Source organism: Pseudomonas sp. P129, from assembly GCF_020312195.1.
Taxonomy (GTDB): domain Bacteria; phylum Pseudomonadota; class Gammaproteobacteria; order Pseudomonadales; family Pseudomonadaceae; genus Aquipseudomonas; species Aquipseudomonas fragariae.
In genome coordinates this window covers 258,620-272,324 of the sequence record NZ_JAGPYS010000004.1, presented here as the reverse complement: position 1 = coordinate 272,324, position 13,705 = coordinate 258,620, and the positions used below count along the sequence as shown (strand labels likewise).

The window sequence follows — 13,705 nt, the reverse complement described above, 5'->3', positions numbered from 1 at the left end:
AACGCGACATGAAGTGTCACACGACTGCGACCATGTTGATCGGTGGCTTGCCGCCATCGATGCATTAGTACAGGAGTTCATCATGTGCGACGACCGAAATCCCCTGCATTGCTTCATTCCGCCTTACATGCTCGAGCGTATGGCGCAATCCCCCAAGAATCTGGTCAGCGCCCGGGCCATCGCCAACCTGACGAGTAGCTCGGCGTTTCTCGCCTCCCGCCTCTCTGCGCGAACCATGCCATCCATGCACGCGATCAAATCGCCAGACGGACGAAAGCATCGCGTGATTCATGATGCCAAGGGCACTGACGATCTGCCCGGCGCCGTGGTGCGCAAGGAAGGCCAGGCAGCGACGGGCGACAAGGCAACCGATGAAGCCTACGATGGCTCAGGCGACGTCTACGATTTCTATGCGCAACTGTTCGAACGCAACTCGCTGGACGACAGCGGCATGTCGCTGGTCTCGACCGTGCACGTCGCCGAAGTGGATTTCAACGGCGATCACGTACCGTTGAGCAACGCCTATTGGAATGGCAGCCAGATGGCTTACGGCGACGGTGATGACCTGGTCTTCAAGCGCTTTACCGGCAGCCTTGAAGTGATCGGTCATGAACTGACCCACGGCGTGCAGAGTTTCACCTCGAATCTGGACTACCGCGGGCAATCCGGGGCCTTGAACGAGCATTTTGCCGACGTGTTCGGCATGCTGGTGCGCCAGTGGAAACAAGGCACCAGCGCCGCCGAGTCGGACTGGGTGGTGGGCAAGGAGTTGCTGGTGCCGGCGCCGACGCGACGAGGCATTCGCGATATGGAAAAACCCGGCACTGCCTATTCCAACGATCCGGATCTGGGTGATGATCCGCAACCTGCAACGATGGCCGACCTGTATACCGGTGCCAAGGATCGCGGCGGTGTACACATCAACTCGGGCATTCCCAACCGGGCATTCGTGCTGGTGGCCAAGGCGTTGGGCGGAAATGCCTGGGAAGTGGCGGGCAGAATCTGGTACGAAACGATGCTGGAGCTGGCCTCGGACAGTCAATTCATCGATTGTGCCAAGGCCAGCATAAAAGTAGCCTCGGACCCACGCTTCGGCCCCAAAGCCAAGAAAGCCGTGCAGGCGGCCTGGAAAGAGGTCGGTCTCAAGGTATAGGCAAAGCATAACCACCAAAAGGTGCTTGAAATGAAGGTCTGTCTAGTGCAATCCGGCGGTTTTGCAGGTGCAGTCAAACGCTGTGAGGTCGATACAGCCACCCTTGAGCAGCCCGAAGCAGAGCAATTGCAGAGGTTGGTGAGCGATAGCGGTCTGAAGCAGTCCAGCAGTGCTTTCAATGACGAAGCGCGGGACCTGAATCAGTACGAAATCACCATCGAGGATGACGCCAGGGCAATCTGCCTGACGTTCGACGAACACAACGTGCCTGCATCCGCCCGCCAGTTGCTCGGCTTTCTCAAGCAACGCGTCAAACCCGGCAAGCTATAAGACAGGCTTTTGCCATAGGACTCTGGCAGCAGCGATGTCCTTTCGTCGTCAGATGGGGGCGTCGCTGCTACCGGATTCGCCAGCACTCTTCGCGCGTGGAATAATGGCGCAGTGACATGTGAACCACCCACCACCTGGGCGGTCAATGATTTGTACCGATCTGCTAGCGCTGAACGTACAAAAAAAAACGCTTCACACTGCCATTAACGAGGTATCTTTTCGTGCTGCGCGTTCTTACCTCCTTACCTCTGCATCAATGGCGTCGATGAGCACTGTGCATCCTATCGAACACTCTTCCGGCCTGATCATCTGCGAGCACTGTGACTCGCTCTACGAAGCCCATCCCCTGCAGCCCGGCGAGGCGGCATTCTGCCTTCGCTGCGAAGCATTGCTCGGTCGTGGCCATCGAGTGACCATAGAGCAGCTGCTCGCGCTGACCATCGCTGCAGCCATGCTTTTCGTCTTCGCCAATCTGTTTCCGGTCATCAGCATCAATATGAAAGGCCTGTCCAACGAGGTCACACTCTGGCAATCGGTTGAAGCGCTTGCTCAAGGGCGGATCACGATCATTGCCCTGGTGGCCGGCCTGTCGATCATTTTTGCCCCTCTGTTGCAGATCGTTCTGCTGTTCTGGGTGCTGGTACATGCGCACAAGGGCATTATCGCGCCCGGCTTCAGAACCTGCATGCGTGCGCTGGAGCACTTGCGTCCATGGAGCATGCTCGAGGTGTGCATGCTCGGCATTCTGGTGGCGATCATCAAACTGTCCGGGATGCTCGACGTACACCCTGGCGTCGGTCTCTGGGCCATGGCCATGCTGATGGTGCTGATCCTGCTGATCGCCAACAAGGATATCCGCCGATTGTGGGATGAACTGGGAGTGCAGCCGCAATGAACGGCATCCCCTTCGCCCATGAACACAAGCTCTGCCTGTGCCACACCTGCGGTTATGCCTGCCAGGAGGACGCTACGCGCTGCCCGCGCTGTGACTCGCCTGTGCACAAACGCAAACCCAACAGCATCAGCCGCACCTGGGCCTATCTGATTGCCGCCCTGATTTTCTATATCCCGGCCAATGTGCTGCCGGTGATGTACACCAACCTATTGGGTAACCGCAGCGAAAGCACGATCATGAGCGGCGTCATCGAGTTTTTCGAAAGCGGCTCCTGGGACATCGCCATCCTGATTTTCGTCGCCAGTGTTCTGGTGCCGTGCATCAAGTTTCTGGTGCTGGGCATGCTGCTGATCACCTGCCAGCGTCGCAGCACCTGGGCGATGCGCGAGCGTGCGCGCCTGTATCGCTTCATCGAACTGATCGGCTACTGGTCGATGCTCGATGTGCTGGTTGTGGCCCTTGTGGCGTCTCTTGTCCAGTTTCGTGAGCTCAGCACCATCGAGCCGCGAATCGGTATTCTGTTTTTTGGCTTGGTAGTGGTGATGACGATGTTCGCCGCCATGAGTTTCGATCCCCGGCTTATCTGGGACGCAGAGGTTGAAGATGTCTGACAGTACCCTCCCCCCGCCTGCTTCAGTGCCACGCCCTGAAGTCAAACGTCGTCGCCTGCGTGTCTCGCTGATCTGGCTGGTGCCGATCGTTGCCGCGATCATTGGCATATCCATGGCCTTGCATGACTGGATGAACATCGGTCCCAGAATCACGGTCAGCTTCCTGACAGCCGAAGGTCTGGAAGCCAACAAGACTCAGGTCAAATACAAGAACGTGGTCATCGGCATGGTCACGGATATCAGCCTCAGTGAGGACCGCACCCATGTGCTGGCCAACATCGAGCTGAACACCAGCGCCGCACCGTTTACACGGGTCGACAGCCAGTTCTGGGTGGTGCGCCCACGCATCGGCGCACACGGGGTTTCGGGTGTAGACACGCTGCTTTCGGGCGCCTTCATCGGCGCCGACGCAGGCAGCGCCGAGGAAACCAAGAGCAGCTTCACCGGCCTGGAAACGCCGCCGCCGGTGACCTTCGGTGAAAAAGGCAAGCGCTTCACCCTGCACACCGACGATCTGGGCTCGCTGGACATCGGCTCACCGATCTACTTCCGACGCATTCAGGTCGGTCAGGTAGTGGCCTACGACCTGTCCAAGGACGGCCGCGGCGTCGACATCCAGATTTTCATCAACGCACCGAACGATCAGTACATCACCACTGACACACGCTTCTGGAACGCCAGCGGTGTCGACATCACCGTCGGCGCCTCAGGCGTCAAGGTCAATACGCAGTCGCTGACCTCGATCATTTCCGGCGGGATCGCCTTTCGCGAGCCGAACTGGAGCCCGGACTCGAAGCCGGCGGACGAGAACGCAGAATTCAAGATATTCGATGACCAGACCGCGGCGATGGCACCACCCGATGGTGAGCCACGCTACATCCGCATGCGTTTCAATCAATCGCTTCGCGGGCTGACGGTCAATGCGGCAGTTGACTTCCTCGGGGTCAATATCGGCAAGGTGGTATCGGTGGACCTGGATTACGATCCGGCCACCAAGACCTTCCCCGGTATCGTTGGCGCAGTGATCTATCCCAAGCGCCTGGGGGCGGCCGAGTCCAAGCTCAAGGAACTCGGCGGCTCGGGTGATGAAGAAGAACAGTCTGCCCGCGTACTGGGTGCTTTCGTGGCCAATGGTCTGCGTGCCCAGGTGCGTAACGGCAACCTGCTGACTGGCCAGCTGTACATCGCCATGGAGTTCGATCCAAAGGCGCCAAAGGTGGCGTTCAACGCCAAGGCCCGACCGCTGGAGATTCCGACCGTGCCGGGCAGCTTCGACAAGCTGCAGGAGCAACTGCAGGCATTCGTCGAGAAACTCAGCAACTTGCCGATCGACCAGCTGGCGGGCAACCTCAACGGCACCCTCAGCGAGTTGCAGAAAACCCTCAAACAGGTCAACAGCAGCGTGTTGCCGCAAATGCGCGGCACCTTGCAGCAGGCCGAAAAAACCCTGGGGACTGCCAACGACTCGTTCGCCGAAGATTCGCCAGCGCGTCAGCAACTGGGCCAGGCCATGGATGAAGTGCAACGTACCGCGCGTTCGGTGCGGGTCCTCACCGACTTCCTCAGCCGCCATCCGGAATCGCTGATTCGCGGCCGTACGGGCGACGCAGCGCCTCGTTCGTTCAACGCCCCGTCCTCGTCCCGAGCCATTGATCCGGAGCCAAAACAATGACCTTGCGCCTGAAACTGATGGTACTTGCCGCAGCAGTGGGCCTGGGTGCCTGCACATCGACGCAGACCCACTACTACACGCTGATCGCGCCGATGAGCGCGACGAGCACGGCCGCCAGCAAACCCATGCCTTTCCAGTTCGAGATGCTGCCGGTCATCATGCCGGTGCAGGTCGACCAGCCGCCGCTGGTGGTTCGTCAGGGTAACGGCAGCCTGGCCATTCTGGACACCGAACGCTGGGGATCACCGCTGGGCGACGAGTTTCACGATGCGCTGACCCCGCAACTGGAGCGTCGCTTCGGCAGCCGCGACATGGCCGGCTTGCCGAAAAACAGCGATCAGCCAACGCTGTCGCTGCGTACCGACGTGCGGCGCTTCGAGTCGATGCCTGGCAATTACGCACTCATTGACGTGGTGTGGACACTCGGGCTTCGCGAAGCTGGTGCCACGGCGGGCAGCAAACGGCAGAGCCTGACCTGCAGCAGCGTGATCCGCGAGCAGGCCGGTGAAGGCATGGAAAATCTCATCATGGCCCACCAGAAAGCGGTTGCCCAGCTGGCAGACAAGATCGCCGCTACGGCCGCGAGCTGGACCGCACAGCGCGCCTCGCGCTGTCTCTGAAATCTATCGGGAGGTCTGCGTAAAAGGCCTCCCGATTTCGCCTCATTCAGCCTGAAACCGTTGTGCCAGCCACCTGCACGTCGCTGCTCGAAACGTTCAATTCAGTACAAAAATGTATCACCCTGCCGGATTCCTACGTACACTCTGCCATCTGTCTGGTACGTTAGTACCTGATTGGACCGAACACGCAGCTCCTCGCCCTTTTAGGGATGTCTGATCAGACGACGCCAGAAACGCTTGTTAACCCTGACTGTAGCGGTGCACAGTTTATCGAGGACAAACGGATGACAGGGATCGGACCACGACTTAAAAAGGAACGTTTGCGCCTCAAGCTTTCGCAGAGTGCACTGGGCGCGATAGGTGGCGTGGAAACCAACGCCCAGGGCAACTACGAAAATGGCGTCCGCCCCCCCCGTGCGGATTATCTGTCCAGCATTTCGAATGCCGGAGTGGATGTTGCCTATGTGGTCACTGGCCTCAGCGCTACGCGTAACGCCCCCGCTGTCATAACGTCGGACAGTCAGAGCAGCGCCCCGCTCAACCGCGTCGTCGAACGCCTGCACGGCAACCTGCACGACGTGACCCAGAATCTGTACCACTTCACCCGCCTGATCGAATCGAACTCAGGCATTGGCAATGTGGACAGCAATCAGCTGGAAAACATCAAGAACGACGCCGAAGCGATCACCGTCGCCACTGTTCGGCTGATCTACATGACGTCACGAATCAAGTAACGCGCAAGTATCGCGTGCCGCCAAGGCTGTTCAGCGCGCCGGAAACGCCTTGTCCCTGAGTTTGTCCATCACCAACGCAATGAATGCCGACACCGCTGGCGGCAGATGCTGTCGGCTGGGATAAAGCACATGCAGACCATGGCTGGTGCGCTGGTACTGCGTCAGTACCGGCACCAGTCGACCATCCCGCAGATCCGAGCGGATCAGCGTTGCGGGCAACAACGCGATACCAAGCCCGGCAAGGGTCGCCTTGCGCAACGCCTGTGCGGTGTTGGCATTGAACCGGCTGGCAATGTGCACCTCATGCATCTTCGCCTCCGGGCCGAGCAACCGCCAGGCAGTGACGCCACCGCGATGCGCTGCACTGACACAGTAATGACCGTGCAGGCTGTGCAGGGAATCAGGCAGGCCATGAGCGGCAATATAAGCCGGACTGGCGACCATCGTGTCATGGCCTTCATCGATCAGTTGCCGCCCTACGTACCCCGAGTCCTGCAAGGGGCCACCGCGAAAGGCGATGTCCAGCCGGTCAGCGATCAGGTCGGCGTGATCATCACTGAGCACGAACTCCAGTTGAACACGCGGATAACGGGCAAGAAAACCGGCCACCCAGTCCATTGAGAAAAAGTCGAAGAAATCAGCCATCGCTGCAATACGCACCAGGCCGCGCGGCTCGTCACGACCTGACACAAGCTGCTCTGCGGCTTCCATCACCCCGTCCACCGCGCTCACGCAGCGGCCATAGAAATCCTCTCCAGCCTGAGTAAGCACCAGCTTGCGGGTCGAGCGCTGCAACAGGCGAGTGTCCAGCTGCATCTCCAGTTGCTGAACCCTGCGACTGACCGTATTGGACGGCATGCCCAAGTGCCTTGCTGCCTGGGCAAAACTGCCGCTGCGCACCACCTGCACGAACAGCGCAACATCGTTGAGATCGAACGCCACGCCCCGATTCCTCGTATTTATGGATCAGTCCAAGCCAACTATACCGGCTAATCAAGCAATCCATTGACGCTTATTCTTTGCGCTCAGGCATCAAGGCCCAGAGGAATACGCCATGAACAGCATCGTCAGCATTCGGCCACGCGCCATCGTCCATCGCACTACCGGCAAAACCCGCGGGCCGATCACCCGACTGGTGAGCCCGGGCGATCTGGGTCAAGTGTTGAAGCCTTTCGTGTTTCTGGATCGAATCGGCTTCACCTCCGAGCCGGGGAAAACGGGATTCGGCATGCACCCGCACTCGGGTATCGCAACGCTGACCTACATGATCGAAGGCGAACTTACCTATGAAGACACCACCGGCAAATCCGGGATACTGCCCAGCGGCGGTGTGGAATGGATGAGCGCCGGCAATGGCGTCTGGCATGACGCCCAGCCGATAAGCGGCTCGGCTGTCAGGGGCTTTCAGCTATGGGTCGCGCTGCCCGAAGCGCAGGAAAATGGTCCGGCACAGAGCGTATACCTGTCGGCAGCGCAGGTTGCGCAACAAGGCCCGGCAAGCGTGCTGCTGGGACGCTACGGCAGCGCAAAGAGCAGCCTGCCGGCGCCGGAAGGTATGAATTATCTGGCAGTACAGCTAAAGGATGGCGAGCACTGGCGCTACACACCGCCTGCGGGCCATAGCGTAGGCTGGCTGGCAGTCAACACTGGACAGCTCGACGCGGGCGGCCAGGTCGGCGCGGGTGAACTGGTGATTTTCGAGGAATCGGATCGCCCCATCGACATCGTCGCCAAGGGTGATACCCACTTCGTGCTGGGATCGGCAGTCAAGCATCCGCACGAACTGGTCACAGGTTACTACTCGGTGCACACCAGCAAAGCCGCGCTGATTCAGGGCGAGCTGGAAATAGAACGTATCGGCGCACTGTTGCGCGAGGAAGGCAGGCTCTGATTGAGCAGCAGCCTTTAAAACAGACCCACCCGAAAGCATTCAGGTGGGTTGCTCAACAGCTATCCCTCTAAGCAACACTATCGAGTTCGGCGAGCAATTGCGGCGCAATCACCAGCTCGCTGGCGACAAGGTTTTCGCGCAAATGAGCGATGGATGAGGTGCCCGGAATCAGCAGAATATTGGGCGCACGTTGCAGCAACCAGGCCAGAGCGACACACAACGGCGAGGCATTCAGCCCAGCGGCTACTCGGCTCAGGGTTTCCGATTGCAGGGGTGAAAATCCGCCCATCGGGAAGAACGGGACATACGCAATGCCCTGCTCGCCCAGTTCTGCAATCAGCGGCTCGTCATGGCGATGCGAAAGGTTGTAGTGATTCTGCACGCAGACAATCTCGGCAATCCCCTGCGCCTGCCTGACTTGCCGGGCAGTGACGTTACTGACCCCGAGATGACGGATCAGACCCTGGCGCTGCAACTCGGCCAGCACCGTCAACGGTTCCTCGATCGAGCCTTCTGCGGGTGAATGCTGCTCGCCCCATGCCCGGAAGTTGACCACATCGAGCACCTCCAGCCCGAGGTTCTTCAGGTTGTCGTGGACCGCCGCGGTCAATTGCGCCGGGCTGGATGCAGGATTCCATGAAGCATCCGCGCCACGCACTGCGCCGACCTTGGTGACGATCAGCAAGTCATCCGCGTAAGGGTGCAGCGCTTCGCGAATCAGCGTATTGGTGACATGCGGGCCGTAAAAGTCTGCGGTATCGATATGGTTTACCCCCAGGGCGAGGGCTTCGCGCAATACCGCGATGGCGCCCTGCGGATCTTTTGCAGGACCGAACACGCCAGGCCCGGCCAGTTGCATCGCGCCATAGCCCATGCGGTTGACGCGATGGCTGCCCAACAGGAACGTACCTGCCTTGTTTGCATGATTCATTTAGTGCCCCTTGATTCGATGTGTGTTCCTCACTATAGGCACTGAGCACTGCATTGATAATCATGCGTAATCGGCACAACCTGTACGCCTGAGCGAACACTGAACAGAGCAACCGGGCCACGACAATGACTACCGATATTCAGGACCTGCTGGCCTTCGTCGCCGTGGTCAATGCCAGAGGCTTTCGCGAGGCAGCGCGGCTCAGCGGCAAATCCGCCTCCAGCCTCAGCGACGCCATTCGCCGCATGGAAGCGCGGCTTGGGGTGCGGCTGCTGAATCGCACCACCCGCAGCGTGGCTCCGACAGAGGCTGGCGCCAGGCTTATGGAGCGTATTGTGCCCGCACTGGGCGAAGTGGAGTCGGCCCTGGATGTGGTCAATGACTTTCGCGATCGCCCGTCAGGCACTCTGAGGCTGAACGTTCCGGTCAGCGCCGCCAGGCTGGTGCTGCCTTCGATCATCACACCGTTCCTGCAGACCTACCCCGACATCCGCCTGGAGGTGGTCACCGAAGAAAGCTTCGTCGACATGCTTGCAGCCGGATGCGATGCCGGCATTCGCTACGACGAACGCCTGGAGCAGGACATGATCGCGGTGCCCATAGGCCCGAGGTTCCAGCGTTTTGCGACGGCTGCGTCACCGGCCTATCTGCAGGTCAGAGGACGCCCCGAGCACCCGCGAGATCTGCTCGCGCATGCCTGTCTGCGAGGAAAATTCCCCAGCGGGGTCATACCGCTGTGGGAATACGAGCGGGACGGCGAAACCGTCAAGGTTGACCCCACAGGCCCTCTCACCGTCAGGATAGGCGGAGCGTTCGATCTGACGGTGCAGGCCGCCATCGACGGGCTGGGCGTTGTTCATCTGTTCGAGGACTGGCTACGCCCTCACCTGGACAGCGGCGCACTGGAACCGATACTCGAACCCTGGTGGCAGCGCTTCACCGGGCCGTATCTGTACTACCCGGGGCGCCGCTACCTGCCCTCGCCGCTGAGGGCTTTCATCGACTTTATCAATGCGCGATGAGCGGCCTCAGAGCGCAGGCAGCATCAGCTCATCGCCACAACCGGCCCCACGCCACGCCGCGCTGGCGCGGCCATGGCGAACAACTCGTCGACGCGTCTGACTTCATCCGCACTCGGTTTGATGGCAACGGCACAGGCAACGAAGATGCCCGCATTAAAAATCAGACCGACGATGCCACTGGTCAACGAACCCAGTGCCGGAATGTCATCCGGGTAGATCGTGGTCAGTACGATGGCGATCACGATCCCCACCAGCATGCCGGCAATCGCGCCTTGCTTGTTGCCATGACGACTGAACACGCCGAAGAACAGCGGCACGGCCAACTGGATGATGCCCTGATAGGAAATCTGCGCCAGCAATTGCAGGCGGGCATAGTCGAAGGTCAGGTAGGCCAGTAATGAAGCCGCGGCAATGAACACCACCATGCCGACCTTGGCGAGAATGGTCTTCTCGCGATCACTGCGTGGCTTGCTCCAGGTCGCCAGGTCATTGGCAAACTGCGTGCCGCACACCTGAACGCAGCCGTCGACATGACCGATGCTGGCCGCCAGCACGATCATGATTGCCACGCCAAGCAGCCATGGCCCGCCGATGTCGAACAGTGACAGGAACCAGCCGTGTTGCGGATGAGCCGCGACATTCGGGTCCTGGCTGATTGCTGCGGCGAAGAGCATCAGAATGCCGTAGAAGCCGCCGACCAGCAGGATGGTCAGCAGCGTGCCCTTCTTCACCGAACGCACGCCGCTGGCGGTGTAGATGCGCTGAAAGCTCATCGGCCAGCACATCGAGCCGATAACGCCGGTAAAGATCAGGCTGAACATGTACATCGGCCCGTAGGTACTGCCTGCTCCGCCAGGAATCACCAGCATGCTGGCGGGCAACTGCGACAGGTTGCTGAACGACGCCTGCGCGCCGAACAGCAGGAAGATGCACAGCCCGGCGCACAACACATAGGCAATCAACCCCTGATACATGTCGGTCATGATCAGGCCGCGCATGCCCATGCTCACTGTCCAGTACTGACGAATCAGGATCACCACCACCCCGACCAGCAGGCAGGTGGTCACGCCCCAGCGGCCGAAGCTGGCGAACTGGAAAAGCGTCGCGAGGGCCTGAATCCCCATCACCACCCAGGGGAATACCGAGATGATGCCGATGATCGAAGCAATGCGTTTGACCACGGGACTGTTGAAGCGCATGCCCAGCAAATCCGGTTGGGTGGTCAGGTTGAAGCGCTTGCCCCAGGTCCAGGCACGATTGGCCATCAGGTACATCGCGGTTACGCCCAGCGTGGCGTAGACCATGCCGTAAAAGCCCAGCGCGCCACCGACCGACAAGGCGAAAAACGCCGTGAACGTTGCGCCCGGCCACCAGGAGTTGGTGTAGCACATGGCGATGAACCACGGCCCGTAAGAGCGACCACCCACCGCGTAATCGGAAAAGCTCTCGCTCTTGCGGTTCGTCGCGTACAGCACCGCAATCATGCCCGCCAGAAACACGCCGATCAGGCCGAAGGTGATGTAAAGACCCGAAACCGTAGTCGTACTGATCATTGCCCGTCCCCCTCTTGTGGAATTTCACCCAGCAGCGACTCGACCACGTAGAGCATCCACAGGCCCAGCCCCATGAGCACCGCGATCAGAATCCAGTAGAAGATCGGCAGCGGAATGCCGAGCACCAGCACGCTGCTGCCGCTGACCTTGAGGTAAAACGGCGGAAACAGCGCCATCATCAGCAGCGCGAAGAAGTACAGGCCAAACACCAGATTCTTCAGGCGGCCGGGGGTAGAAAGGGACGGAACGTTACTCATGGAGTGCTCCTTGAATTTCAGGATCTGGCTATGGATAAGTGATCGGATAAAACTCAAGCAGTGAAAGAAACACGCGGTTACCCGCTACTTTTTTATTATTGAAATACTTGTCTTACATGTTCAAAGGCGCGCCGGACGAGATCGACTCAGGCCTGCCGCAGCCAGGTTTCCCATTGCGAATCATTGATGATGCTGCGCGCCCGCATGTGTTTCCAGGCGCCGTACTTGTAAAAGTCGAAGTCCAGTTGCGACACCGCGTGCTGCACCATCGCCCAAGTCGACCATTTGATGTCGGCCAGGGCCTTGTTGAGCTTGATCCGCGCTACGGTTTGCGCGCTGACCTGGCCGAAGTAGTCCTCGATCAGCGCCAGCTCCATGTCGTCGCTGAAAAACATCTCGCCGAACCACAGCGCCAATTCGTAATGACGGTCGTTGTTGGAGGCATACTCGAAATCCACCAGACGAATCTGGCGATCCGCGTTGAGCATGAAATTGCCTGCCAGCGTGTCGTTCATGCACGGCGCCAGATCGATCCCGGAAGCTTGCAGCGCAGCTTTTGCGCGCTGGTATTGCAGGCACAGCCAGTCGTCATCCTGAGGCTTGATGCCCTTGAGTTCGGCCACCTGGCTCTGGTGCTCGGTGATCATGTCGAACACGGTCTTGGTCTGTTGCAGCAGCGGCTGATCGTTGAACGCCTTGAGCCCGCGCAAGGCACTGTGGCGTATATCGCGTTGCAGGAAGTCATGGTTGGACGACGCCCGCCAGCCCTCCATGAACTCGAACACCTCGACACCGAAGGCTTCGAGAAAGGCGAAAACCGGCGCGCCATAACCGGTTTGCGCAGCTTTCACACTGGCCTCGTGAGCAGTGTGACGATCAATGAACATCTCTGTACCGACGCCTGGCACCTTGAAGAAGTACGCCGTGTCGGCGCCCTCAACCTCGACCCGCCAGTTGGTGTTGGAAATGCCACCACTGACAGGCTCGTAGTCAACGCGGCGGCCCTGCCAGCTGTCGATGCTGCGCACGGCGGCTTCCAGTTGTCGCTCCTGGGTACTGACCGACTGCCCTAACGTTTTCATGCTCTACCCTCCTGAACCTGACGCATCCAGCCTTCCAGCCGCGGGTCCTGAACGCACTGCCGACACCGCAGCAGCGTCCATTGCCCGACCTTGGAAAACTCCAGTGGCCGCGAGGACGTGGTACCGGCCCAAAGCCCCCACAATGTCCAGTACCAGTCGTTGATCAGCGCATACAGACGGCACACGGCGTAGTCGATTTCCAGGCATTGCCCGGCCCACGCGCCGATTCCTTCGCGCCACTGGCGCTCGAACGAATAAAGCTCGTTGAGGGTAATCGCCACGTCGTACCACGGGTCCATGCAGCCACCGTAGTCAAAATCCACCAGACGCAACTGACCTTCGCTGGACACCATGACGTTGCTCGACACACCGTCGCCGTGCAGCGGAACCGCTTGCACGGATCGGCTCTGCAGCGACTGCCAGGCCATGTCGACGCAACGGTCGATCCATTGATGCTCGGCAGGCAGCGCAACGTTGTCGCGTTCGCACACTGCGCGCAGGCGCTCGATGTCCGCCATTGGCGAGCGCACCACATCAGGCACCGGCCCGGCATGCACCTGCCGCTTGAGTGCCCACAGTGCCTGAAGCCGGCCGGGTGCGAGCAGATCGTCGAGCCGCGCAGCTCGCCAGTCCGGGCCCAGATCCTCGAAGATCAGCACGCCAGTGGCCTGGTCTGCCCCAAGTAAACGCGGTGCAGCAGCGCTAAGCCCGGCACAGTCGCTGGCCTGGGCTACCGTGTCGAAATCGATCAGTGGCGCCATGTCGGCATGCAGAACCTTGGCGTAGCAACCGCCCTGCGCACTGCTGACCCGAAAGCCGGCCCACTCGGTCGACAGTCTCGAGGGTGACGCAACGCCCTGGGTAACGTTCTCGATCCCGGCGTCTGCCGCGAACCCGCAATGTGCCAATGCGCTGCGCAGGCGTGTGGTCAAGTCGTCGGCATATGACATGGTC

The 13,705-nt window shown here is 59.9% G+C and carries 15 protein-coding genes; 9 read left to right on the top strand and 6 right to left on the bottom strand.

The features are described from left to right. Positions 1-82 precede the first annotated feature (82 nt). The 7 genes from KBY02_RS13145 to KBY02_RS13115 all read left to right on the top strand — a co-directional run bounded on the left by KBY02_RS13145 (position 83) and on the right by KBY02_RS13115 (position 6,015). Positions 83-1,153 carry a M4 family metallopeptidase gene (locus KBY02_RS13145; protein ID WP_003400558.1) on the top strand — a complete coding sequence of 357 codons (1,071 nt, stop codon included), beginning with the start codon at positions 83-85 and terminating at the stop codon, positions 1,151-1,153. Positions 1,154-1,183: 30 nt separating this feature from the next. Continuing rightward, entirely contained in the window at positions 1,184-1,483 is a 300-nt protein-coding gene (locus tag KBY02_RS13140) for a protealysin inhibitor emfourin (protein ID WP_003400556.1), read from the top strand. 265 nt (positions 1,484-1,748) lie between these two features. After that, complete coding sequence (locus tag KBY02_RS13135) at positions 1,749-2,378, top strand: paraquat-inducible protein A (protein ID WP_003400553.1); 630 nt, start codon at positions 1,749-1,751, stop codon at positions 2,376-2,378. After that, a complete protein-coding gene (locus KBY02_RS13130) occupies positions 2,375-2,989 on the top strand; it encodes a paraquat-inducible protein A (protein ID WP_003315385.1) in 615 nt (204 codons plus the stop codon). The genes KBY02_RS13135 and KBY02_RS13130 overlap by 4 nt, the downstream gene beginning before the upstream one ends. Continuing rightward, complete coding sequence (locus KBY02_RS13125) at positions 2,982-4,661, top strand: intermembrane transport protein PqiB (protein WP_003400549.1); 1,680 nt, start codon at positions 2,982-2,984, stop codon at positions 4,659-4,661. The genes KBY02_RS13130 and KBY02_RS13125 overlap by 8 nt, the downstream gene beginning before the upstream one ends. Then, a complete protein-coding gene (locus KBY02_RS13120; RefSeq protein ID WP_011268174.1) occupies positions 4,658-5,281 on the top strand; it encodes a membrane integrity-associated transporter subunit PqiC in 624 nt (207 codons plus the stop codon). Before KBY02_RS13125 ends, KBY02_RS13120 begins: the two co-directional genes overlap by 4 nt. A gap of 284 nt (positions 5,282-5,565) precedes the next feature. Beyond that, on the top strand, positions 5,566-6,015 hold the full coding sequence (locus tag KBY02_RS13115; protein WP_225650561.1) for a helix-turn-helix domain-containing protein: 450 nt from the start codon (positions 5,566-5,568) through the stop codon (positions 6,013-6,015). A gap of 30 nt (positions 6,016-6,045) precedes the next feature. On the opposite strand, the gene KBY02_RS13110 is transcribed toward KBY02_RS13115, so the two are convergent. Beyond that, positions 6,046-6,957, bottom strand: a complete 912-nt coding sequence (locus tag KBY02_RS13110; protein ID WP_003400544.1) for a LysR family transcriptional regulator — start codon at positions 6,955-6,957, stop codon at positions 6,046-6,048. Between the two features lie 112 nt (positions 6,958-7,069). Here KBY02_RS13110 and KBY02_RS13105 point away from each other — a divergent pair, with 112 nt between their 5' ends. Continuing rightward, positions 7,070-7,906 carry a pirin family protein gene (locus KBY02_RS13105; RefSeq protein ID WP_225650560.1) on the top strand — a complete coding sequence of 279 codons (837 nt, stop codon included), beginning with the start codon at positions 7,070-7,072 and terminating at the stop codon, positions 7,904-7,906. 67 nt (positions 7,907-7,973) lie between these two features. Here the strand turns inward: KBY02_RS13105 and KBY02_RS13100 are convergent, their stop codons facing one another. Then, on the bottom strand, positions 7,974-8,837 hold the full coding sequence (locus tag KBY02_RS13100) for an aldo/keto reductase family oxidoreductase (RefSeq protein WP_225650559.1): 864 nt from the start codon (positions 8,835-8,837) through the stop codon (positions 7,974-7,976). Positions 8,838-8,962: 125 nt separating this feature from the next. Here KBY02_RS13100 and KBY02_RS13095 point away from each other — a divergent pair, with 125 nt between their 5' ends. Then, positions 8,963-9,859 (top strand): LysR family transcriptional regulator, encoded by an 897-nt coding sequence (locus KBY02_RS13095; protein ID WP_057456831.1) that lies wholly within the window; start codon positions 8,963-8,965, stop codon positions 9,857-9,859. 23 nt (positions 9,860-9,882) lie between these two features. Here KBY02_RS13095 and KBY02_RS13090 read toward each other — a convergent pair whose 3' ends face one another. The 4 genes from KBY02_RS13090 to KBY02_RS13075 form a co-directional block, all read right to left on the bottom strand. Next, on the bottom strand, positions 9,883-11,412 hold the full coding sequence (locus KBY02_RS13090; RefSeq protein ID WP_003400538.1) for a sodium:solute symporter family protein: 1,530 nt from the start codon (positions 11,410-11,412) through the stop codon (positions 9,883-9,885). Next, the gene (locus tag KBY02_RS13085) at positions 11,409-11,669 is read right to left on the bottom strand and encodes a hypothetical protein (protein WP_003364607.1); all 261 of its coding nucleotides are present in this window, start codon (positions 11,667-11,669) and stop codon (positions 11,409-11,411) included. Before KBY02_RS13085 ends, KBY02_RS13090 begins: the two co-directional genes overlap by 4 nt. 146 nt (positions 11,670-11,815) lie before the next feature. Next, positions 11,816-12,751 carry a choline kinase family protein gene (locus KBY02_RS13080; protein ID WP_003400536.1) on the bottom strand — a complete coding sequence of 312 codons (936 nt, stop codon included), beginning with the start codon at positions 12,749-12,751 and terminating at the stop codon, positions 11,816-11,818. Next, the gene (locus KBY02_RS13075) at positions 12,748-13,701 is read right to left on the bottom strand and encodes a phosphotransferase family protein (protein ID WP_024642682.1); all 954 of its coding nucleotides are present in this window, start codon (positions 13,699-13,701) and stop codon (positions 12,748-12,750) included. Before KBY02_RS13075 ends, KBY02_RS13080 begins: the two co-directional genes overlap by 4 nt. Between the last annotated feature and the right edge of the window lie 4 nt (positions 13,702-13,705).